This window comes from Streptomyces sp. NPDC051909 (assembly GCF_040681095.1).
In the GTDB taxonomy this organism is placed as follows: Bacteria; Actinomycetota; Actinomycetes; order Streptomycetales; family Streptomycetaceae; genus Streptomyces.
In genome coordinates this window covers 1-22,230 of sequence record NZ_JBFAYA010000014.1, presented here as the reverse complement: position 1 = coordinate 22,230, position 22,230 = coordinate 1, and the positions used below count along the sequence as shown (strand labels likewise).

Here is a 22,230-nt window from a genome sequence, read left to right as displayed (position 1 = left end):
CTCACCCACCTCCTCGCGGGGCGCGGGCCACCGTGTGCACCAGTCGCCCCAGCTGCCGGTACGGATCCCGCGTCGAAGCGGCCCACTCCGTCTCCAGCGCGAGCCCGTACTCCTCCGGACCCGGTGCCCAATCCCCCTGGTGATCGTGGAAGATCCGCACGCCCTGCCACGGCTGCGGGACCAGTCCCTGCGCGGCCGCGAGCCGGTCGAGCTCCTCGGCGGTGTCCCCGCGCGTCGCCAGCCCGAGGTTCCCTACGCTCGTCGCGGCATCCCGCTCGATGAGCTCGCGCGCCGCCGCGTAGTCGCCGCGCAGGGCCTCCCGAGCGCCGATCGCGGCACGGTTCTTCGTCAGGATGCTCAGCACTCCGCCTGGCGCGACCAGCCCGGCCAGCCGGGCGACCGCCGTCGTCGGCTCGTCCAGATACATCAGCACACCGTGGCAGCACACCGCGTCGAACTCCTTCGCCCCGAAGGGCAGGTCGTGGATGCCCGCCTCCAGGAGGCGGACGCGCGCGCCGAGTCCGGGCCGGGCGTCCAGACGCCGGGCCGCGGCGGCGAGCATGCCGGCTGACGGATCGACGGCCGTCACGCGGTGCCCGGCCGCGGCCAGCCGCACGGTCATCTCACCGTCGCCACAGCCCGCGTCGAGCACCGTCGAGGGCCGGTCCGGCAGCTCGGCCAGTACCCTGCGGGCCACGAGGTCGTGACGCAGGCGCCCTCGCGCGCTGCCGGAGTGCTCGGCGTAGTGCCGCCCCACGGTCGCGAAGTCCGTCACCGCTCGGCCCACCCCCACTCGGTGTAGGGGCGGCCGGCGAGCACGCCGTCGAGGGCCGCCCGGGTGTACGGCACGAGCTCCTCGGGCAGCTCCTCGGCATCCCACCACCGCCAGGTGACGCACTTGTCCGGCTCACGCAGCTCGGGTGTGCCCTCCCACCTCCGGGCCCGGAAGAAGAGCTGGAGCCGGGGCTGATCCCCGAGCGCGTCGACGACGTGCACGGTGTGCGCGAGCTCGAGGTCGCCCGGCTCGATCACCAGGCCGGCTTCCTCCCAGGCCTCACGCACCAGGCAGGCGGTCGCGGACTCGTCCTCGCAATGCCCCGCCAGGACGTGCCAGATTCCGCCCGCGTAGGCCGAGTCCGGATGACGCAGCCCCAGCAGGACCTGGCCCTCGTGCTCCAGGAGGAGATGCACACCGACCACATGCAGCACGGTCCCGGGCGGCGCACTCGGCCTCACCCGCCGTCCTTCGCCGTCACCGTGCCGCCCGGCAGGACCGGGCACGGAGTGGATCGGACCGGCGCCCGCCGCGCCGGGCCGGGCCGATGCGGGTGCCCCTGAGGACGTACGAGCCGAGTCCGCTCGAGCAGAGTCCGTTTTTCGAGCCGAGGGCGGACGGGGCTTCACAGGACCACCTCCCCCTCGACCGCCGCCTTGGCGGAGCGGTAGCCCGCGGCCTGGAGGGCGAACATCCGGGCGTACACGCAGCCGAGCTCCATCAGCTCGTCGTGGGACCCCGACTCGACGATGCGGCCCTCGGTGAAGACGTAGATCCGGTCGCACTCGACGACACTGGCGAGCCGGTGCGAGATGAGGACCGTGATCTGGTCCTCGCGCAGCCGGCCGCGCAGCACCGCCTCATAGACGGCGTGCTCGGACGGCGGGTCCATGCTCGCCGTCGGCTCGTCCAGCAGGAGGAGCGGTGCGTTCTTGTACAGTCCGCGCGCGACGGCGATCTTGGCCCACTGCCCGCCGGAGAGTTCGTGTCCGCCGCGGAACCGCTTGCTCAGCACCGCCTCCCACCGCTCGGGAAGTCCGGCGATCACTTCGTCCGCGCCCGCGGCGCGGGCGGCGGCCAGAGCCCGGTCGGGATCGGCCTCGGTGAGGCTGCCCGTGGACACCGTGATGTTGGACAGGGCGCTGAAGGGGTAGTGCACGGGATCCTGCAGCACGCACGCGACCTGCCGCTGGAGCGACTGCGCGTCCATGGTGCGCACGTCCACCCCGTCCCAGCACATCCGGCCCTCCTGCAGCTCGTGCAGTCCGGCCAGGACCTTGGCGCAGGTGCTCTTGCCCGAGCCGTTGGGGCCGACGAAGGCGATCCGTTCGCCCGCGGACAGCGTCATCGAGACACCGCGCAGCGCCGGGGTCTCCTTCCCCGCGTACGTGAAGCGGGCATCCTCCAGCGTCACCGTGCCCAACCGGGCCGGGGCCCGCACCTCGGAGGTCCGCTGCTGCAGGCTGCGGCAGCGCGCCTGCACGGCCAACAGGTCGTCGACCCACATCGCGTGCTCGTACACGAGATGTGCGACATCGACGAGGCGGGTGAGGGCGCTCTGCCCGGCCTGGACGGCCAGCACCGCGCCGGCGCCGGCGGCGAGCGGCAGCCACCCGGCGATCAGCATGCCGCCGAGCGCGCAGTAGGTGATCCCGGTGCCGAGCCCGCCGACCCCGCGGCCTGCGAGGTTCAGCCAGGCCGCCCGTACCCCCAGGCGGGTGTCCTCCTCGGCGATCCGGACGATCAGCCGCCCGTGCTCGTCGAGCAGTGCCTGCTGCGCGGTGTCGGAGCGCAGCTCGGCGGCGGCGTCCTGGTCGAGCAGCAGCCAGGAGAAGACGCGGACCCGCCGCTGCAGCGCGTTCCACCGCCGGAACGAATGGAACCTGGCCCGGGCGCTCCGTACCGCCGCCGCGCCGACCGGCAGGACGGACAACAGGAGCAGCGGCAGGAGCGCGGGGTGCAGGATGGCGAGGACACCGGCGGTGCCCGCCAGGCCGAGGACGGCGGAGGCGAGGGCGACGACCTGGCCGACGATCTGGCGGGCGAAGAACAGGCCGCGGTCGTTGGCCCGGTAGACCTCGTCGTGCCAGTCGGCGTCCTCGACCGCCTCCAGGCGCACGTTCGCGGTCAGCCGGAAGAACTCCCGCTCCAGCGCGGTTCTGATCTTGGGCGTCACCCGTGCCTGGGCGACCGCCACCACGGCCTCCAGCAGGGCTCGCGCGGTGAGGAACCCGACCACGAGCAGGATCTGCGGGACGGCGGCGCGCACCCGGTCCGGTGTCGGTCCCTCGGCGAACAGCTTCTGCAGGACCCCGACGGACGCCACAAGGCCGAAGGCGCTGAGCGCGGCCGAGGCGAGCTGACAGCCGACCACCGTCGTGGTCGCGCGGGCGTCGGCCCGCCACGCGAGCCGGCCGATCTGCCGGGTGATCCGGGGCAGTCCGACAAGGACCTGCCGCACCGTCGCCCCGGCAGCGGCCTCGTCGTGGACCGACCAGTACGTCTCCTCCAACTCGCCGGCCGGGTCGCCGTCCGGCGGCCCCGCGTGCACGGTCGGTGGCGGCGGCGGAAGCGTCTCCGCCCAAGGGGCGGGCACGGTGGCCTCGACGGCGCCCCCGCCTGCACGGTCTGTACGGTCGGTCGTGGCGGCGAGCGTGCCGTTCGGCTCGGTCATGCCGACCACCGTGAGTCCGGACATGCCGAGCGGCGGCCGACGGTGGTGCGGCGGGCGTCACGACCGGGAAGAGGGGCCGCGGTGGTGGCGGTGGGACAGGTGGGAAGGGGGATCATCGCGGCCTCCGTGAGCAGCTGAACGGTGTGTCGCGAGGATCAACGACGGCACCCACCCGCTCGAACACATGTGTTTCGGTCGCGGTGCGAACCCCGTGAACAAGCGAAAGCACGTTCGTGCCCGCTACACCGACCGCGTGGTTACGGGTACGAGCCACGGAGGCCGAGTGGCCGAAACGCGCAGGGCGCCCCGACCACCCGCGCAGGAGGCCGAGAAGTCGCCCTAGACCTCCCGATACCGGTCCCGGACCTCCGGGCGACTGCGGAAGCCCGCCGCCTCGTAGGTGGCCACGGCACCGGCATTCGCGTTCGGGGTGCAGACGATCGCGCTCGACGCGCCCAACTCCCGGAGCGCGGCGGCCGCCGCCACGCTGATCGCCTCCCCGTACCCCCGACGGCGATGCTCCCGGTGCACGCCCATCGGTTCGAGCAGGCCCGGCCTGCCCGGGCCGGCCGACCACACGGTCACCGCCGCCACCGCCTCGCCCCGGTCGTCGTACGCGACGAGGCATCGCGCGTCCGCGTACGGCAGACCGGCCGCCATCCTGTGCCAGCGCTCGTCCGTGAACCGGGAGCCGCCGAACGCGGACCGGTGCACTGCGGCGAAGTCCGGCGCCCGTTCCGGCCCGGCGACCTCGACCCGTACGCCCGGATCGCGTACCGGCTCCGACAGATCACGGCGCAGCGGGGTCCACGGCTCGTCCACGGGCCAGCCGGCCTCGGCGAGCAGATCCTGGAGCAGCGCGCCCAGCGGAGCCTCGATGTTCACCTTGCCCTCCGGCAGCACGCCGCGTTCCGGCTCCGTGACGTCCGCGACCAACCGCCGCGCCAGCTCGCCGTCCTGCAGCGCGTCCGGCGCCATCGTCATCCGCAACAGCCCGGGCCCGTCAAGCAGCCCGACGGCGAGGATCCGGCCGCCCCTGCTCCACGTCCTGACCGCCGCGGCGGTCGCCTCGGCCCCCGACTGCCAGAACCAGCCCAGGTCCCCCGGGTGCAACTGCATCGGCGCGCCGTCGTCCTGCCACTCCCGCAGCGCGTTCACGGCGCTGCCCAGTCCGTCAACTCCCGGTGTGTTCAAGGAAATCGCCATGTCGACGAGCACACAGGAGGGCAGGGGCGCCCCGCAACCGGATTCCTTGTTGCAGGGCGGTCGATGCCGGCGCTGTCGTCGCGAGGGTCACGATGTCCACGCGGCGCAGTACTCGACGTGGATCTCGCGTGCGTTGCCGAGGACGCCCTCGTTGGAGTGGAACTGCGTGCAGTAGTGGGTGTGGTTCGGGTGGGCGAGGGCGTGCGCGGGCCCGTTGCGGGCGACGTCGAGGAAGTGGCGGGCGGTCTCCCTGAACACCTTGGCACTGCCGGTCATGAAGAGGGTCTCGGCATGGAGGTGCTGGTGAAAGAGGTCGCGGTTCTCCTGGTGGTGCCGCGCCGCGTGGTCGACCGCGGCATCACCTGCGAGTGCGGAGTCGGGCAGTGTCACCGTCCGTGGACGGCCTGGGCCGAGGCGGTCGCGGACTTCCTTCCAGCGCGCCGGCGCGAACTGGAGCGAGTGATGCAGCAGTACGAGATCGAGCCAACCAGCCGCCCTCCCCCGACAGCTCGGGGGAGGGCGGCTGGTTGGCTCGGATCGGCAGGTGGATCAACGATCGCGGAGAGGTGGCGGCGAGTGCCCACAAGTCGCCGATCCGGAGTGCGGCGTCCGCGTCGACGTAGGCGTTCAGGTACCGGTCGCGATCGATGAGCACCGCGTGGTGCAGCGGCTGGGCAGGGCGGATCACCTTGAACTCCGTCGCCCCGAGGCGGGCGTGGTGGATGACGAGCGGCAGCCTCACCGGTCCGCTCCCGGATGCATGGGCTGCGCGCCGCCGTCGAGCTGGTGGTCGGCCCACACGTACGTCTCGGGCAGCAGCTCGGTGATGCGGACGGCGCGCAGGCTGCCGCCGCTGCGGACGATGACCTTCAGGCCGGGGAAGTAGTCGAGGAGCACCTGGCGGCACCGGCCGCACGGGGGGACGACGCCCCGGTCGCGGTCGCCCACGGCGACGACCGTGGCGAGTTCGTACGCGCCCTGGGCCGCTGCCGTACCGATGAGGACCAGCTCGGCGCACGGCCCGCCGGTGAAGTGGTAGGCGTTCATGGCGGTGACGATCCGGCCGTCCGAGGTGCGGGCCGCGGCTGCCATCGTGTGGTTGTCACCGTGGCTGCGCGTCCGCGCGACACGGGTCGCGGCCTCCACGAGCTCGCGGTCTACGGGTTCGTGGTGCAGGAGTCGGTGGTCGTCGAGGGGACGGGGCTTCGCGGTCATCGTGCCTGTCTGCTTCCGTGGTTCGGTGTCAGATGACGGTGCCCCGGACAGGTCAAGATCCGCAAGCGGAAATCGCACCAGGGACGGGGCCGGGCGGCGCGCCGGGCCGGAGGCCGGCGCGACCATGTCCCTACAGCGCCGGCTCGTCGCCGTCCTGCCGCACCGCCACCGGCCGCTCGAAGAACGTCTCCAGCACCACCGTCGCCTGCGTCCCGCTGACCCCCTCGATCGCGTAGAGGCGGCGCAGTACGTCCTGCAGCTGCTCCGTGGTCGTCGTCCGCACCTTCACGAGCACCGTGGCGCTGCCCGCGATGACGTGTGCCTCCAGGATCTCCGGGAGGGCGGCGAAGGCCTCGGCCGAGTCGCCCATCCAGGCGTTGGAGTCGACCATCACGTACGCGAGGACGCCGCCGCCCACCACGGCCGGGTCCACCTCGACCGTCGTACGGCGGATGACTCCGCGCTCGCGCAGCTTGCGCACGCGCTCGTGCGCGGCACCGGCCGACAGGCCCGCGGCCCGGCCGAGCGCGGCGTAGGACTGGGTGGCGTCCCGCTGGAGTTCAGTCAGCAGGGTCCGGTCTATGTGATCCACAACTCTCCGTTCGGTAAAGGCTTGCAATGACCATAGCTGATCTAGCAGTCTCCCCATCGAGCCGAAGAAAGTTCGGTCGACATGGCACGGAGGGGAACCATGACCGGCGAAGGCCCTGAGCTCTACGAGATGTTCGACGAGCGCTTCCGCACCGGACGGTGCATGAACGGAGACGCGGACCTGGAGGTCCTCTACACCGGCTGCCGCTGGGCGGAAGGCCCCGTCTACATCCCGGCCTGGCGGCAGCTGGTGTGGAGCGACATCCCCAACGACCGGATGCTGCGCTGGGACGAGGAGACCGGGGCGGTCGCCGTCTTCCGCCGCTCCGCGGGTCACGCCAACGGCAACACCCTCGACCGGCAGGGCCGCCTCGTCACCTGCGAACAGGGCAATCGCCGGGTGACCCGGACCGAGCACGACGGCACGATCACCGTTCTCGCCGACCGCTGGCAGGGCAAGCGCCTCAACAGCCCCAACGACGCCGCCGTGAAGTCGGACGGCTCGATCTGGTTCTCCGACCCGGACTTCGGCATCACCAGCGACTACGAGGGCTACCGCGCCGACAGCGAGATCGGTGCCAACAACGTCTACCGCATCGACCCCGACACCGGCGAAGTGCGCCTCGTCGCCGACTGCTTCGGAGCGCCGAACGGCCTGGTCTTCTCCGGCGACGAGCAGCAGCTGTACGTCTCCGACACCCGCGCCGGACACGTCCGCGTCTTCGACGTGCGCGACGACGGCACCCTCTCCGAGGGCAAGGTCTTCGCCGACGCCGCCGGCCGCCCGGCCGCCCGCTTCGACAACCTGCGCTTCGACGACGGCGGCCGCCTGTGGGCGGCGGCCATGGGCGACGGGGTGCACTGCTACGACCCCGACGGCACGCTGCTCGGCCGGCTCGTCGTCCCCGAGGCCGTCGCCAACATCTCCTGGGGCGGCGCCAAGCGGAACCGCCTCTTCGTCGCGGCCGAGACGAGCCTCTACTCCGTGGTCATGGCCGTCACCGGTACCCATCCGACCGGCCCGGGCCGGTCGCCCTGGACCCGCTCGGTTTGAAAGCGCCCCGCCGTCGCCAGCCTGAGAACGACATCGCGCGGGCTGGCCACGGCGGGACGGTGAGCGACTTGACGGACGAACTCCACAAGGTCGAGGGGCCTCTGAGCTGGTGTCCGGCCACACTGAGGACGGAGGACTGGCTGATCCCGGCACCGACATCGGCATCGGCACCGAGATCGGCACCGACATCGCCACCAGAGCCGGAACCGCACAGCGAGGACGCCCTCGCGGCCCGGATCAACGCCGCCCTCTGGTACGGGACGGGCTTCGCCGTCGTCCGCGGCCTCGACCTCAGCGGCCTCACCGACCGACAGTGCGTCGAACTCTGCGCACACCTCGCCGGCCGAGTCTGCGTCCCCGCCGGCCTACGGCTCCAGCGCTCGGCCAACGAACTCCTGACGGCGACCACGGCCCCCGCCCTCCCGCACACACCGGACGACACGGCTCCGGTCGCCCCGGACGCCCACAGCGGCGACCTGGACCTCCTCCTGCCGCACATGGACCGCGGAGAAGGCCCCGAGCCGCCCAGGCTCCTGGCCCTTCTCTGCATCCAGCCGGCCACCGAGGGCGGCGCATCCCTCCTGGCCAGCGGCCCGGCCCTGCACGAGCACCTCGCCACGGCCCACCCGGACGCACTCCGCGAGCTCCGTCAGGACTTCCACTTCGGCCGTGGCCCCGACCTCGACCGCGTCCGCCCGGTCTTCCGCCGCACAGGCCGGACCCTACGCGTCCACTACAACCGCTACTGGATCAACCGCGGCCAGGACGAGGCCGGCACGCCCTTCACCCCCGCACGGCGCACCGCCCTCCAGCGGATGGAGACCCTGCTCCTGGACCCCGCCATGGTGCTGACCCTGCCCCTGCGGCGCGGCGACCTCCTCCTCGTCAACAACTCCGCCGTCCTGCACGGCAGAACACCCTTCATGGACAGCGGCGCACCGGGTACCCGGCGCCGCTGTGCGCGCATCTGGGCGGACTGACAAGGAAGCGGGGTCCGTCACCCGCCCGCTGGACCGTCCGGCGCGCCCGCCAGGTCCTCCAGGGGGACGGCGAGCCGTCCCGCCAGGGCGGTGAGGGCCGCACCGAGGGGGAGCGCGATACGGGTGAGGGCGTGGCGGTCGCCGCGGGTGGGGTCCTGGTTGATGATCAGTACGGTCTTTCCGGCGTCGGCGGCCTGCCGTACGAACCGGAGCCCGGACATCACCGTCAGCGACGACCCGAGAACGAGCAGCGAGGACGCCTCGCGGACCAGGGCGCGGCAGTGCTCGACCCGCTGCGGCGGCACGTTCTCGCCGAAGAACACCACGTCGGGCTTGAGAACCCCGCCGCACCCGGTGCAGGGCACGACACGGAAGTCGGCGACCTGCTCGTCGGTGAGATCGGCGTCCCCGTCCGGGTTCAGCGCGGCCGGCACCGGCGCGAAACCCGGGTTTGCCCCCTCCAGCCGCTCGGCGAGCTCCCGGCGAGCGCTGAAGGCCCCGCACGAGAGACACACGACGCGCCGCAGGCTTCCGTGCAGTTCCACGGCGTCGGTGCTGCCGGCGGCCCGGTGGAGGTTGTCGACGTTCTGGGTGATCACGCCCGACACCAGCCCCTGGCGCTCGAACGCGGCGACGGCCCGGTGCCCGGCATTGGGCAGGGCGCGGCCGAAGGTCCGCCACCCCAGATGGCTGCGCGCCCAGTACCGCCGCCGCGCACGGACACTGCCGGTGAAGTCCTGGTACGTCATCGGGGTGTGCCGGCTCAGGCTCCCGCCCTCGCCGCGGTAGTCGGGGATGCCCGACTCCGTGGAGATCCCCGCCCCGCTCAGCACCAGCGCCTTGCCCGCCCGCAGTGCATCGGCCACCGGCGTCAGATCCGCCGTCGCCGGCGGCAGGTCCTCGGTGGGGGTCCAGCTCAGAGTCGGGCGCGTACGCATGCGCCCAGGGTACGAGACCGCCCGCGCCGGCCACCCGGCCGCGCACCCCGGCCCGCCCCACCCGGCACGCCGCGCCGCGTGGTCCGCCGCGTGCCCCGGCCGGTCGGGGGCCGGCTGGTCGGGTCGGCTGGTCGGGGGTCGGCCGACCGGGGTTGCCCGCCGACGGTGATCAGGTCATGATCAGCAGCCGCGTGTTCGGGACGAGCTTGCGGTTCACGCTGGTGCTCTGCACGAAGATCGTGTACTCGTCGTTGTGGTCGGGCTTGATCCGGACCTCGACGTCGGGCAGCCCGAGCAGGGCCCGCGCCTCGGGCCCGGAGTACACCCGGTCGGTGCTCTTCTCCAGGACGGCGATCTGCTTGCGGGCCTGGATCTTCTCCGGCTTGCTCAGCTGGTAGTACGCGCCGCCGGTGCGGTAGGTGTGACCGCTCTCGACGACCCACTCCTTGATCGCCGCGTCACGGGCGACCGCGACCAGCTGGTACTCCGACGGCTTCACCGGCGTGAGGCCGGCGGCCTTGATGGTGTCCTTGTTGACCGCCTCCGTGCCGGTCGAGAACACCGCCCGCGTGCCGCGGATGCCCTTGGTGCGGCCCACCATGAACTTCTCGGTGGCCTCCTGGATGACCTGCCCGGCCTCCTCCAGACCCTGCGTGCTGGTGGCGTCCCAGATCGCGATGTTGTCCTTGGGGAACCCGCACTGGGTGGCCTCCCGCTTGCCCATCTGGTCCGGCACGAGGACGGCCAGCGTCCAGTTGTCCTGCTGCGTCTCGATCATCTCGGCCACCGCCGCCATCAGGGCTCGCGGATTCTTCGACGGAGCGTCCGGGCTGCGGTGGCTGGCGTTCTCCTGCCCGTCCGTGAGGATGAACGTCAGGAAGCTGTGGTCGCCGTAGAGCTGGGCCGTCTGCGCCAGCTCGCGCTGGGACTTCAGCGCGGCCGCGAGCAGCGCGGTCATCCCGCCCGCCCGGTACATCTGCTTCAGCGACGGCATCCGCAGGACGTCCTTGTCGTAGATGACGCACTCCACCTTGTCGGCGAAGACGTACACCGTCACCCGCGTCTCCTGGTCGAGCTCCCGCGACCGGCGCGCCAGGTAGGCGATCTGCTGGTCGGCGACCTCGACGACCTTGCCGCTCAGGTGCGACATGGACGAGCTGGCGTCCAGGACGAGAGCGACATGGTTGATGTAATTCTGGTTCTTGGACACGGCGGCTTCCCCCTAGTTCCGGTGTTCCGGCTTGATGGATCTACCGTCTCACCCACCACTGACAATCGATCAGATGTTCTGGGCGGCACCGCCCGACGCCCCGCGCGGCGACACACCCACGGAATCAAGGGAACAACGTTTCGTTGTTTCATTGCCCTGCCGGATAGAGTGGCGCCATGGCGGATGACACTCGGCTCGAACCGCGGAACCGGCTCGCCGGCCTCACCGACCACCCGCTGCCCGACGGCGCCCCCGCCCACGCCCTCCAGCAGGACTCCGCCCTGCTCGGCAGGCTGCTGGCAGGCGCGGCACACGGCGACGGCGCGGGGGAGCGGACCGTCTCGGACGAGGACGTGGCCGCGGCGCTGGGGCTGTTCGAGGAGATGCGGACGGCCTTGGACCGGATGGAGGCACAGGTGGTCATCGAGGCCCGGCGCCGCGGGCTGGAATGGCGGGAAATCGCCCGCCACCAGGGAATGAAGTCCTCTCAGGCCGCATCCCAGCGCTACCAGCGGCTGGTGACCCGCCTCGAAGAGATCCGTCAGGGCATTCGGTAACACCGGGCAGGAGACACCCCTTTCATGAGCAACCAGCCCTCGGATCCGCTCGCGGCCGTCGACGCCCTCCTCGCCGCCGTGGAAGCCGGACACGTCCTGCCCGCGCCGGCCGAGCGCGTCCGACTGCGTGAGGCGGCCGGACTGACCCAGGCCGCCGTCGCCCAGGCCCTCGGCGTCCGCCTGCCCAGCATCCAGGCGTGGGAGGAGGGCCGCGCGGAACCCAAGGCCGAACGGCTCCAGGCCTACCGGCGCCTCCTCGACGGCCTCGCCCAGCGCTACCCCGCGCCGCCACAGCGCGAACCCGTACCCGAGCCCGTGCCCGCCGCCCCACGCGTACCGGCCTCCGGGCACGCCCCGGATCCGGCCGCTCCCGCCACCCCACGCGCACGCCGGCCGTCCGCGAAGACCGCCACCTCTCCCGCGCCGGACCGGCGGTTCCCCCATGGTCCGCTCGCCGTCCTGGACGGCGACGGATCCGCGTACGGCGCCGAGGGCATCGTCCTCGACTGCCCCGCCACCACACTCGTGGACCTGGTGGAGTGGACCCTCACCGAGTCCGGACTCGGCGCGCCGCGCCTGCACCGCAACGGCAAGGACGCCGACCCGCTGATCGTGCTCACCCCCTCGGCCGCGGCGCGGCTCGGGCTGCCCGAGCGGCTGGAGGACCGCCGGGGCCTGCGCCTCCCCGAGGACCATCCCGTCGTCCAGCAGCTGGCGAAGGCGAGGTGGAGGCTCACCCGGCGCGGCTTCGGCCCCTGGGCCCGCATCTACCGGCAGGCCGAGGGCAACCGCCGGCTGTGCGTCCAGTTCGCCGTCCTGCCCTGGGACGCCCTCGACGAGCGGTCCTGGCCCGGCGTCACGGACATGGACCCGGCCGACGTCGCCCGCGTACTCGGCATCTACGCCCAGCGCGTCATCACGCCCCGCGGCTCCACCGCCGTGTCCGGCCTGGAACTGATGACGGCGCTGCGCCCGCCGACCCGGGCCGTGCAGGACCGGACGACCGGACAATGGGTGTCCGGTCACCACCCCGGTTCCCTGGGCACGGAGCCCATGGACCCGGCGCCGCCGGAGGCCACCGCCGAGCATCCCGTGGTCGTCGACAGCGGATGGAAGGGCGGCTTCCTCGACGAGGAGGCCTACCAGTGGGTCCGCGACCTCGACCTGCTCTCCGGCGACGAGGCGGCACTGCCGTACGCCGTCGGCCTGGACCTCAACACCGCCTTCCTCGCCGCCTCCTCGCGCCTGACGGTCGGCCTGTCCGAGCCCGAGCACTTCACCCGCCCCCGCTTCTACCCGAAGGTCCCCGGCTCCTGGCTGGTCGACCTCTCCCACATCGAGCTGGACCCGCGCCTGCCCTCACCGTTCACCCCGGACGGCACCCGCCCGGACGGAGCCGCCTGGTACCAGACCCAAACCGTCGCCTACGCCCAGGAACTCGGCCACGACGTCGAGATCGTCGAGGCCTACCTGCGCCGTGAGACCGGCGCGTACCTCGACCCGTGGCACGACCGCCTCAAGGACGCCTACCTCACGACGCTCGCCGAACTCGGCGTCACCAAGGACCTCACCGACACCGAGTTCCTCGCCGCGATGGAACATCACAAGGAGCAGGACCCCGCGCTCGCCGCCGTCCTCGCCGCGATCAAGGCCACCGTCAAGGGCGGTGTCGGCAAACTCCGCGAGCGCCCGCAGGGCAAGGGCTACAAGGACGGCGACCGCTGGCCGGCCCTGGAACGCCCCACCTGGCGCCCCGACATCCGCGCCGCCGTCATCTCCAAGGCGCGCGTCAACATGCACCGCAAGCTGCGCAACATGGCGGAGATGACCGGCCTGTACCCCCTCGCCGTGCTCTCCGACTGCGTCGTCTACCCGAGCCCGGGCGCCTCGCCGCTCGACTTCCTGCCCTACGACTCCTCCGGGAAGCCGAGACCGGGCGGCTTCCGCCTCGGCCCCACTCCCGGCCTGGCCAAGCTGGAAGGCGTCCAGCCGATGGCGTGGGCAGTCGATCTGATGGAGCAGGGCCTCAACCCGGCCCGTCACATCAAGGGCGGCGACGCCGTCCTCGACGAAGGCGAGTGACCATGCCGCCGGCGAACCGAAGCGGAATCGCCCGCACCCCTGGAGCCGACGTACACCGCCGTCCGACAACGGGAGAGAGCTGAACCACCGTGGGAGACATCGACGACGCCCTGGAGCGCGCCGATCGTGAACACTTCACGAAGGCGCCGCCCCGAACGCTCCAGGCCCGGATCAGATTCCTGCTCAAGTACCAGAGCGCCAAGGAGATCGGACAGCAGATCGGCGTCACCGCCGACTCCGTCAACCGCTATCGCCGAGGCACCCGCAAGCACCCGCCCAAGGACGTCGCCGCGCACATCGAAGCGGCCGTCCTGGCCCGCTGGCAGCCCCAGGTCCGCCGGCGCCGGCAGAGGCACGCCGCCACCACCGGCGGGATCACCGTCGAGACACGCGCCCGTTTCGGTTACACCGCCCCCGTCGGCACCACCGACGACGGCCGCTTCCGCCGCCTCACCGTCCACCTCCCGGCCCCCTTCGCCCGCCGCCTCTTCGACGCCCGCGAGGCCGGCGCCGACGACCAGCGGATGCGGCAGATCATCGCCGACGGATTCAAGGAGATCTACTTCCAGGACGGTGGCCACCGCGCGACGGGCCTGTCGGACGTGGAGATCAACGACATCGACTATCTCGACCTGGAATTCTGACCACGCGCGGCGGCCGCTCACTCTCCCCGGGCGTCGTGACCGAGCGCTTCGGCCGAGGACCTCAGAGGCGGCGAGCTCTTCGCCGATCTTGCCGAGGCTTCCCGGTTCTTCCGGGGCGGGGCAAAGGGCTTCTCGGCCACCAGCTCCGGCCGCCACCTCGATGGCATGGAACTGCAGATCAACGCCTGGCACGTGAATGCCGGGCCACCTGTTCGCCGGTCATCGACGAGTGGACGGCGTGTACGTCTCCGGCGTGACTCGGCATGTCCCGACTGCCTGGCCGGCAGGGTGACAGCTGTGCCGGGCTCCCCGTTCCTTCAGGAGTCGTTGCCGAGACCGCGATCGGGTGCGCTCATGTCGCCCGTGGCAGGCGTGCCCTCGGCGAGTGCGTACCGCAGGTGCACGGCGCCCTTCGGGCTGGCCGCCGGCGGATCGAGGAGGGTGACGTTGGTGGGCACCGCGCCGTCGTCGAACACCTTCTTGCCGACGCCGAGCACAATGGGGTGCAGCCAGAGGTCGAGACGGTCGAAGAGCTTCTCGCGCAGGAGCGTCTGCACGAGGTTCAGGCTCCCGACGACCTTCACGTGCTCGTGCCGGTCACGGATCTCGCGCACCGCGTCGGGCAGGTTCGGACCGAGCTGTGTGGACCCGGCCCACGAGAGGTCGGGCTTGCCGCGCGAGGCCACGTACTTCGGGATGCCGTTGAAGAGAGTGCCGAACGCGTCGTCCTGGTGCGGCCAGTAGGCGGCGAAGATGTCGTACGTCCGCCGCCCGAGCAGCAGCGCGTCCGTACCCTCGTAAGCGGCCTCGATCTGGGCGCCGGCGACCTCGTCAAGGAGTGGTGCCTGCCACCCGCCGAACGGGAACCCGACGGGGTCCTCGTCGGGGCCGCCGGGCGCCTGCCCGACGAGGTCGAGGGTCGCGAACATCGCGATGTGGATGAGGCCCATGAGTTGCTCCCGATGCATCGATTGGTCTCGTCAAGAGGTAGACCCGCGGACGCCTCCGGACTCATCGCCGCGGCGCCGGTTTCACCCGGTCGGACGGATCCCTTCCTTCCTTCCTTCCTTCCGTGAGCACGTGAGCACGTGAGCACGTGAGCACGTGAGCACGTGAGGACGCACGGTCGCGACCCGGCGCCACGCGACGGTACGCAACGCCGCACCGGCCGGACCCGGGCTCTCCGGGCACCGCCCGAGTCCACCGGCCCAGGGCGCCGGTGGACTCGGGCGGTGGCTCACGACCAGGACGCGGCCACCAACGACCGCTCCGCGGCAGCCAGATGCACGGCCGAGGCCAGCCATGCCCTCGCGTAGGCGTCGGCCGAGGGGTCGGTCAGGCGGCCGAAGGGGTCGCGGGGGCGGCGGGCCGCCTCCGTTGTCAGGGCCCGGGCGAGGTGGGCCGCTCCGCCGAGGCCCGCCCGCGTCAGGCGGGCGGAGAGCGCGGCCGCGTCCGTCCCACGGCCCGCCTCCGCCACGGCGCGGCGACCGCCCGCCACGCCCGTCTCCAGCAGGCGCCGCACCCGCCACAGGGGTGCGTCCGCCAGCGGGTCGGGGCCTGCCGTCACCGCCTCGCGGGCCGCGGCTCCCGCCGTCGCACGGGGGAGGTGCTCGCCCTGGAGGCGGTCGTAGCCCAGGTCGGCACGGCCCTTCCAGTCGTCCGGGAGCCGCAGCGTGGCGGACGCCCCCGGCACCGGGCCCACCGCGAGCGGCCGGAGCGTCGCCGCCCGGTCCAGGTCGGGACGGCCGAGCACGCGCAGGGCGAGCCCCGGGTGCTCGGCCATCCGGCGCAGGTTGGCGGCGTGCGGCAACTCCGGGTGCGGGTGTGCCGGGCGCAGCCGCAGCAGCGGTCCCTCGCCGACGACCCGGACGACGACGCAGTCGCCGGCCGCCCCGACCACCTCGACGTCGCAACCCAGCAGAACCGGCCCCGTACCCTCGGCGAGCACGGCTGCCATCGCCTCCCGCACCGGCCGGGCGAAGAGAGCGGCGGCCGGTTCCTCCGACCAGTCCACCCCGCGCAGCGGCGTCGCGCCGACCCCCCGCCCCGCCCCGAGCCGCCCGTCCGCGGAGACGGTCGCGCCGACGATCCGCAGACCCCCGCGCGCGAGCCCGGCGTGGTCGAGCACGGCGCCGCCGAGCGCCACGGACGCGGATCCCGCGCCCTTCACGCGCGCGAGGCCACCGGGGCGCACGTCGGACACCGTGTACCCGGCGCCGTCCGAACCGACCAGGTGCGTCGTCACTCCGCCGTACCCGGTCGCGGACAGCACCGGCTCCCGGCACAGGCCGTACACCCGCAGGCTGCCGCCCTGTTCGTAGACCCGGCGTGCGGAGCCCGCCGCCTCCGCGTCGGCCGACCCCGAGGCGAGCAGGGCGGCGCCGGCCAGCAGTTCACGGAAGGCCTCGGTGAGGTCGCCGAGACGTTGTCCCCCGCTCCGCTCCCGCGCCGCCCTCAGGCCCCGCACGACGCGCAGCGCGGCGGCCTCGGCCCGCGGCAGCCCGGCCAGTCGCGCGGTGTGGGCGGCGCAGAGCAGCTCGGCCTGCACCACCGCGCCGCCCGCCGTGACGCCGGCGGACAGGGCCTCGGCGGCGGCCTCCCACAGCGCTGCGGCGGCGCGGACCTGCGCCTCGGTGAGGGCCGCCGGCGCTCTCTCCTCGGGCTCCGCGCGCGCGTCGGGTCCAGCGTCCGAGCCAGCGGCCTCGCCCGTACCCGAGTCGTCACATCGGCCCGCGCCGCCCTCGCCGGCGTCACCCTCGCCGTCGGCGATCGGAGCCGCGCCCAGGACAGCTGCCCGGTGCAGACAGCGCGGGGCCAACAGGCAGGAACACACGGCCTGCTCCGCGCTCGTGACCGCGCCGGACGGGCCGGGGCGCAGCGTGACCGCGGCGTCCTCCCCGAAGCGGACCTCCACCGCCCCGTCGGGTGTGGCGGAGGCCTGGTCGGCGCAGCCCGCGATCGCCGCGTCCAGCTTCTTGCGCAGCCGTGCGCTGAGCCCCTCCACAGCGTCGGCGAGGACGACGGGGGCGACGGGAGGCAGGAGTTCGGTGCTCAACGGGGTTCTCCACGGAGGCGGTCGCCCACCCAGCGGGCGAGTTCGAGCGGGCTGAGGGCGGCCACCGGCATACCGGCCGCGACGAGCTGTCGCGCCACCGACACCGAATAGCGCGGCGTGCCGGTGTCGTCGAGTGCCGCGCAGCCCAGCAGGTGGGCGCCGGAGGAGGCCAGGGCACGCACCTCGCCCAGCAGCCCGCCGAGCGGCGCGCCCTCCTCGAAGTCGCTGACCACGACGACGAGCGTGCGGCTCGGCACGGTGATCAGCGAACGCGCGTGCGCGAGACCGGCCGCGATGTGCGTACCGCCGCCGACCCGTACCTCAAGCAGCAGCGACAGCGGATCCTCGACCCGGTCGGTCAGGTCGATCACCTGCGTGGAGAACGCGAGGAAGTGCGTGGACAGGGTCGGCACCCCGCCGAGGACCGCGGCCGTCAGCGCCGACCAGATCACCGAGGCCTCCATCGAGCCGGAGACGTCGACGACGAGGACCAGGCGCCAGTCCGCCTCCTTGCTCGCCCTCGTGCTGAACAGCGGCCGCTCCGGTACGACGACGAGCCGGCCGTCCTCCGTCCGCCGGGTGTGGGCGAGATTGGCCCGCAGGGTACGGGCGAGGTCGAGGCGGCCGCCGGGCCGTCGGGTCGGGCGCGGGGTGGCCAGGCCGGTGAGCGCCGGGCGCAGACGGGTGGCCAGCTCCTGGGACAGCTCGTCGACGAGCCGCTTCACCAGCGGACGCAGCCGGGCGAGTTGGGCCTCGGGCATGCCGCCGGCCAGGGACAGCACCGAACCGAGCAACTCCACGGACGGGCGCACCGCCGCCGGATCGAGCTGCGCGAGCACATCGGTGCGACCCGTGTCGGCCGCCTCCGCGAGGACCTCCTCGCGCACGTCGGCGCCGAAGAGGGCCTCCAGCTCCTGTGACCATTCCCGGGCGGTGGGGAAGGACGGGTCCTGGCCGCCTCCCTGACCGGGTGCGCCGGCGTCCAGGTCCTGCGCGCCCTCGCCGCGCCCGCGGCCGTAGAGCTCGTCCAGGGCGTGGGCGTAGCGGCGCGCGTCGCCGGTGAGCCGTTCCTTGTGGCGGCCGAGCAGCAGACGCCAGCGGTCGGCGCGGCCGAGCCGGCGGCCCGCGTCGTCCGGGATGGCGGTCTCCGGGGTGGCGGTGCCCACCGCGGGTGCGGGGCCGGGACGGTCGGCTGCGCCCACGTCCGTTCCCACCTCCGCCTCCGTGGCCGGCAGGCCCAGGGCCTTCAGCGCGGCCGTTCCGGCGGCGTCGGCGGCCGCCCAGAGGACGAGCAGCTCGGGTGGGGCGTCCAGCGACAGATCGAGCCGGTCGCCCAGCCGCTCCGTCACCGTGGTGAGCAACCGGTCGCGCGCGGCCGGGGCCAGAGTGTCGAAGCCACCCCGCAGGGCGGGGAGCCGGTCGAGGAACTCCTGGTCGGCCAGCGCGTCGACGCGGTCCATGAGCGGCGCGAGCGCGTCGGGCGACGCCTGGAGCAGGGGACCGGCGGCAGTGAGCAGCCCGGTGAGCCGCTTCGTCAGCGCCCGGCGCGTGTCGGGAGCCGTGGCCCCGTCGATCCAGCCGGCCACGCGCTCGCCGAGACCGGCCGCCTCGTCCAGGTCGAGCAGCACGCGTACGGCGAGGGCGGCGCCCTGGATGAGGGGGGAGCCCTCGGCGGCCAGCTGGGCGAGAGCCCGGTCGAGCCGGAGCCCCAGATGACGGGCGGCCGTCCGGTCCGCCAGCGCCACCAGCGCACCGGCGTCGGCGGCGCTGTCGCTGCTGGCGAGCCCGGGCAGGGAGCGGACGGCGGCCTCGAGCAGCTGCTCCGCGAGGGCACCGGCCGTCGTGCGGGCGTGCCGCGTCGTGCCCGGGTAGTGGCCGCGCCGCAGTCCCTCGGACAGGTCCAGGGCCTGGAGGAGTTCGGGCAGGTCGGCGCTGTCGGGCAGCACGGCGGAAGCCTCGTACAGGCGTGCGTCGACAAGCTCGGGCAGGTCGCAGCGCGCTGCGGCGACCAGCCCGGTCAGGATCTGGTCCGGGGTGGGGCCGCCCTCGGCCGCCTCGTGGCGTGCGGTCGCGGCGAGCGTGCCGGCGGCGGCCTGGGCCGCGGTCACCCCGCGCACGCCCGCGAGGTCGAGGCGCGCGGGCACGGACGGCGTCCACGTCAGCCGCCACCTGGTGCCGAGCGCGGTGCCGTCGCCCGTGCTCGCCACGTCCACGGGTTCGCCGTACGAGGCGCCTATCACCAGCAGGCGCTGGAGCAGCACCTCGCGGCGGCCGTCCAGCGGCGAACGCAGTGGGTCGAGACGCAGGTCGCGGCGGTCGGGGTCGTCCGGCCGGGGCAGTCGCAGTTCCGCGAGCTCGGCCTCCACCGAGGGGCCGAGACCGGACCGGGGCGCGTGCGGGCTGACCCGACCGCGCGTGGTGCCGACGAACACGGCCTCCAGTGCGCGGGCCAGCGCCCGGCCACGGCCGAGGGGCTCGCCCTGACCGAGGACGGTGGTGACGGCCTCCAGGAGTTCGCCGCGCCCGGGCGCGGGCAGTGCCCGCAGGGCGGCCAGGTCGCAGGCCAGGCGAAGGGTCTCGGCGGCCTCGCCGGTTCCGGCGGTGTGACCGCTGCGGCGCATCTCCCGGCACAGGCCGGTCACCGCGTCGGCGGCCGCCTCCCGGATCCGTTCCGGATCACCGGCCGAGGTCAGCACGGCCTGCTGCCACAACGGGTCGCGGATCCCGGCCGGGTATCCCGACCGGGAGTCGAGCAGGTCGAAGGAGTACGGGACGAGGGAGGTCACCGCCGGAACCTCGCGGTCGGCGTGGCCGTCCGCCCCGGCCCCACCGGCCGTTCCCGGGGCTGCCGCGGTCGTACCGGACCCGGCCGGCGCGCCCGTCGACACCCCGCCGGGTGCGTCCGTTCCGGACCGATGCGAGCGGGAGCCGGTTGGGCGGGGTCCGGCCTGCGGCGGGACACCCGCCGGCATCGTGGCGCCGGAGCCGGGGGCCGCACCGGCCGGACCCGCCTCCGGGGCACCGGCCGCTGTGGCTTCGCCGCCCTCCCCGGACGTCGCTCCCACGGCCGCCCCCGCGCCGGCGGCGGCGGTATCGGCCCCGCGCGGCCCGGCCTGCGCGGGGACGGGCGTCCCACCGACAGGAGCCACCCGGCCGGTGCCGGTCGGTGTGGCGTCGCCACCCGCCTCGGAAGGCGGGCCCGAGGCCGACCCCGCCCCGGCGTCCGTCGCTTCGCCCGCCTCCGCCGATGCGACGAGCGCCGGTGCGTGGAACGCGCCGATCACGGCCGCCACCCGGCGCCCGCCCGCCGAAGCGGCGGCGATCACCTTCCGCATCCGCTCCTCCCGCGCCAGATCGGTGGCGGGCACGGCGGAGTCGGCGCGCAGGGCCCAGCCCACGCCCAGTGCGGCCCGGCGCACCGCGTCCGGGGTGCACCCGGGGGCCAGCACCTCCACCGCGCGGTCCCACAGGTCGTCACCGTCCCTGCCGGTCCCGGCCGCGGCGAGCGCCTCGGCGTACGAGCGCCGTCCCCGTGCCGCACCCTCGCCGGGAGCGGTCTCGGGCGCATCCGGCGCACCCGCGTCGCCCCCGGCCGCGGCGCCACTGGCCGCGTCGGGCTCCGCACGTACGGGCGCCGCAGCCTCCGCCGACCAGCCCGGATGGCCCAGGGGAAGGTCGCAGCACACGACCTCCACCCCGCGGTCCCTGGCCCAGCGGACCGCGGCGAGCTCGGGCGAGAAGTCCGCGAACGGGTAGAACGCCAGGCGCCCGCCCTCGCCCGCCCCGGCCAGGGCGACCGGGGCGACGGTCTCGGGGTCGGCCAGGTGCTCCAGCCAGGCCTGGAAGTCGGCGGGCAGCTCGACGCAGACCACCTCGGCCCGCGCCTCCTCAAGCAGGGCGGGCACCACCGCGGCGAGGGCCGGACTGTGGTGGCGCACTCCCAGCAGGTACGGCGCGCGCGACGCGGCCAGCGCGTCCACGGCGGCTCGTGGATCGAGGGTCGTCAACGCAGGCTCCCGCGCAGGTCCCAGAGCCGGCGCCACATCGCCGAGCCGTTCTCGGCGCGACGGCGCACCGGGCCGTCCCAGTAGCCGAGCAGTCGCGCGTGGTCGGCCGGGTCGTCCTTGCGCACCACACCCAGCAGATGCCCCGGCAGCAGGTCCAGCACGTCCCCGCCGGGCAGGTAGGCGGCCGCGACGCCCAGCGACGCCGCCACCTGAACGGCCTCGGCCGTGGACATGACCGTGCCCGGGCGCTCCACGTCCCAGCCCTCGGTGGAACGGCCGGAACGCAGGTCGCGGAAGACGGTGACGAGGGCGTCCAGGACGGCGTCGTCGACGGCGAAGGCCGCGCCCGCCCGCTGTACGGCGGCGACGGCCTGGCGGCGGATCAGCACCGCCTCGGCGTCGGCGTCCGCGATCGGGTCGACGGTCTCGAAGTTGAAGCGGCGCTTCAGCGCGGCGGACATCTCCGAGACGCCCCGGTCGCGCAGGTTGGCGGTGGCGATCACCGTGAAGCCGGGGGCGGCGCGGACGACCGCGTCCTCGGTGGCGGTCAGTTCGGGCACGCTGATCCGCCGGTCCGACAGGATGGAGACGAGGGCGTCCTGGACCTCGGGCAGACAGCGGGTGATCTCCTCGACCCGCACCACCCGCCCGGTCCGCATGGCGGCGAGGACGGGGGAGTCCACCAGGGCCTGCGGAGTCGGACCCTGGGCGAGCAGCAGCGCGTAGTTCCAGCCGTAGCGGAACGCGTCCTCGGTGGTGCCCGCCGTGCCCTGCACGGTCAGGGCGCTGGTCCCGCTGACGGCGGCCGCGAGCAGCTCCGACAGCATCGACTTGGCCGTGCCGGGCTCGCCGGTGAGCAGCAGCCCGCGCTCTCCGGCGAGGGTGACCACACAGCGTTCGACCAGCGCGCGCTCGCCGACGAACTTCGGGGCGATCACGAGCTTCGACGGCAGGCCGGCGCGGCGCCTGGGCAGCGCCAGCTCCGCTCCGTCGCTGCCGCAGACGAACGTGACGACCGCGCGCGGGGTGAGCGCCCAGCCGGGCGGGCGCGGACCCGGGTCCTGGGCGGCGAGGAAGGCGAGTTCGGCGGCGTGGCGCTCCTCGGCCGGCTGGCCCTGCCGGACGGGCGCGGTCTGTTCGGTGACGGTCATACGGTTTCCTTCGGCTTTCTTCATCGTGATGCGACGGGTGCGGGGTACGGGTACGGGGGCGGGGGATCGGCGCGGCGCACCCGGGGGCGGG

18 protein-coding genes are annotated in these 22,230 nt (G+C 73.9%); 5 read left to right on the top strand and 13 right to left on the bottom strand.

The annotated features are described in order from the left end of the window. Window position 1: 1 nt before the first annotated feature. The 7 genes from AB0M18_RS22400 to AB0M18_RS22370 all read right to left on the bottom strand — a co-directional run bounded on the left by AB0M18_RS22400 (window position 2) and on the right by AB0M18_RS22370 (window position 6,462). On the bottom strand, window positions 2-775 hold the full coding sequence (locus AB0M18_RS22400; protein ID WP_365760651.1) for a methyltransferase domain-containing protein: 774 nt from the start codon (window positions 773-775) through the stop codon (window positions 2-4). Further along, the gene (locus AB0M18_RS22395) at window positions 772-1,236 is read right to left on the bottom strand and encodes an NUDIX domain-containing protein (RefSeq protein WP_365760649.1); all 465 of its coding nucleotides are present in this window, start codon (window positions 1,234-1,236) and stop codon (window positions 772-774) included. Before AB0M18_RS22395 ends, AB0M18_RS22400 begins: the two co-directional genes overlap by 4 nt. 164 nt (window positions 1,237-1,400) lie before the next feature. Then, window positions 1,401-3,449 (bottom strand): ABC transporter ATP-binding protein, encoded by a 2,049-nt coding sequence (locus AB0M18_RS22390; RefSeq protein WP_365760647.1) that lies wholly within the window; start codon window positions 3,447-3,449, stop codon window positions 1,401-1,403. Between the two features lie 339 nt (window positions 3,450-3,788). Further along, complete coding sequence (locus tag AB0M18_RS22385; RefSeq protein ID WP_365760645.1) at window positions 3,789-4,655, bottom strand: GNAT family N-acetyltransferase; 867 nt, start codon at window positions 4,653-4,655, stop codon at window positions 3,789-3,791. A gap of 87 nt (window positions 4,656-4,742) precedes the next feature. Next, complete coding sequence (locus AB0M18_RS22380) at window positions 4,743-5,045, bottom strand: hypothetical protein (RefSeq protein ID WP_365760643.1); 303 nt, start codon at window positions 5,043-5,045, stop codon at window positions 4,743-4,745. Between the two features lie 348 nt (window positions 5,046-5,393). Beyond that, a complete protein-coding gene (locus AB0M18_RS22375) occupies window positions 5,394-5,870 on the bottom strand; it encodes a cytidine deaminase (RefSeq protein ID WP_365760641.1) in 477 nt (158 codons plus the stop codon). 130 nt (window positions 5,871-6,000) lie between these two features. Then, window positions 6,001-6,462, bottom strand: a complete 462-nt coding sequence (locus AB0M18_RS22370) for an Lrp/AsnC family transcriptional regulator (protein WP_365760639.1) — start codon at window positions 6,460-6,462, stop codon at window positions 6,001-6,003. A gap of 99 nt (window positions 6,463-6,561) precedes the next feature. Between AB0M18_RS22370 and AB0M18_RS22365 the strand changes: the two genes are divergently transcribed. Together AB0M18_RS22365 and AB0M18_RS22360 are read left to right on the top strand one after the other, a co-directional pair. Continuing rightward, window positions 6,562-7,515: an SMP-30/gluconolactonase/LRE family protein gene (locus tag AB0M18_RS22365; protein ID WP_365760637.1), complete on the top strand. Its 954-nt coding sequence runs from the start codon at window positions 6,562-6,564 to the stop codon at window positions 7,513-7,515. A 59-nt stretch (window positions 7,516-7,574) separates the two neighbouring features. Beyond that, complete coding sequence (locus AB0M18_RS22360; RefSeq protein ID WP_365760635.1) at window positions 7,575-8,495, top strand: TauD/TfdA family dioxygenase; 921 nt, start codon at window positions 7,575-7,577, stop codon at window positions 8,493-8,495. Between the two features lie 17 nt (window positions 8,496-8,512). Here the strand turns inward: AB0M18_RS22360 and AB0M18_RS22355 are convergent, their stop codons facing one another. Together AB0M18_RS22355 and AB0M18_RS22350 are read right to left on the bottom strand one after the other, a co-directional pair. Then, the gene (locus tag AB0M18_RS22355; RefSeq protein WP_365760633.1) at window positions 8,513-9,433 is read right to left on the bottom strand and encodes an NAD-dependent protein deacetylase; all 921 of its coding nucleotides are present in this window, start codon (window positions 9,431-9,433) and stop codon (window positions 8,513-8,515) included. A gap of 169 nt (window positions 9,434-9,602) precedes the next feature. After that, window positions 9,603-10,643: a vWA domain-containing protein gene (locus tag AB0M18_RS22350; protein WP_365760631.1), complete on the bottom strand. Its 1,041-nt coding sequence runs from the start codon at window positions 10,641-10,643 to the stop codon at window positions 9,603-9,605. Between the two features lie 176 nt (window positions 10,644-10,819). On the opposite strand from AB0M18_RS22350, the gene AB0M18_RS22345 reads away from it, so the two are divergent. The 3 genes from AB0M18_RS22345 to AB0M18_RS22335 all read left to right on the top strand — a co-directional run bounded on the left by AB0M18_RS22345 (window position 10,820) and on the right by AB0M18_RS22335 (window position 13,926). Further along, a complete protein-coding gene (locus AB0M18_RS22345) occupies window positions 10,820-11,200 on the top strand; it encodes a hypothetical protein (protein WP_365760629.1) in 381 nt (126 codons plus the stop codon). A gap of 24 nt (window positions 11,201-11,224) precedes the next feature. Then, window positions 11,225-13,282, top strand: coding sequence for a helix-turn-helix transcriptional regulator (locus tag AB0M18_RS22340; RefSeq protein ID WP_365760627.1), 2,058 nt, complete (start codon window positions 11,225-11,227; stop codon window positions 13,280-13,282). A gap of 89 nt (window positions 13,283-13,371) precedes the next feature. Next, window positions 13,372-13,926, top strand: a complete 555-nt coding sequence (locus AB0M18_RS22335) for an XRE family transcriptional regulator (protein ID WP_365760625.1) — start codon at window positions 13,372-13,374, stop codon at window positions 13,924-13,926. A gap of 317 nt (window positions 13,927-14,243) precedes the next feature. Here the strand turns inward: AB0M18_RS22335 and AB0M18_RS22330 are convergent, their stop codons facing one another. The 4 genes from AB0M18_RS22330 to AB0M18_RS22315 form a co-directional block, all read right to left on the bottom strand. Continuing rightward, window positions 14,244-14,876 (bottom strand): dihydrofolate reductase family protein, encoded by a 633-nt coding sequence (locus tag AB0M18_RS22330; RefSeq protein ID WP_365760623.1) that lies wholly within the window; start codon window positions 14,874-14,876, stop codon window positions 14,244-14,246. Window positions 14,877-15,163: 287 nt separating this feature from the next. Then, window positions 15,164-16,981 carry a hypothetical protein gene (locus AB0M18_RS22325; RefSeq protein WP_365760621.1) on the bottom strand — a complete coding sequence of 606 codons (1,818 nt, stop codon included), beginning with the start codon at window positions 16,979-16,981 and terminating at the stop codon, window positions 15,164-15,166. Continuing rightward, the gene (locus AB0M18_RS22320; RefSeq protein WP_365760619.1) at window positions 16,978-20,988 is read right to left on the bottom strand and encodes a DUF5682 family protein; all 4,011 of its coding nucleotides are present in this window, start codon (window positions 20,986-20,988) and stop codon (window positions 16,978-16,980) included. The genes AB0M18_RS22325 and AB0M18_RS22320 overlap by 4 nt, the downstream gene beginning before the upstream one ends. Continuing rightward, the gene (locus tag AB0M18_RS22315) at window positions 20,985-22,139 is read right to left on the bottom strand and encodes an AAA family ATPase (protein ID WP_365760617.1); all 1,155 of its coding nucleotides are present in this window, start codon (window positions 22,137-22,139) and stop codon (window positions 20,985-20,987) included. The genes AB0M18_RS22320 and AB0M18_RS22315 overlap by 4 nt, the downstream gene beginning before the upstream one ends. Between the last annotated feature and the right edge of the window lie 91 nt (window positions 22,140-22,230).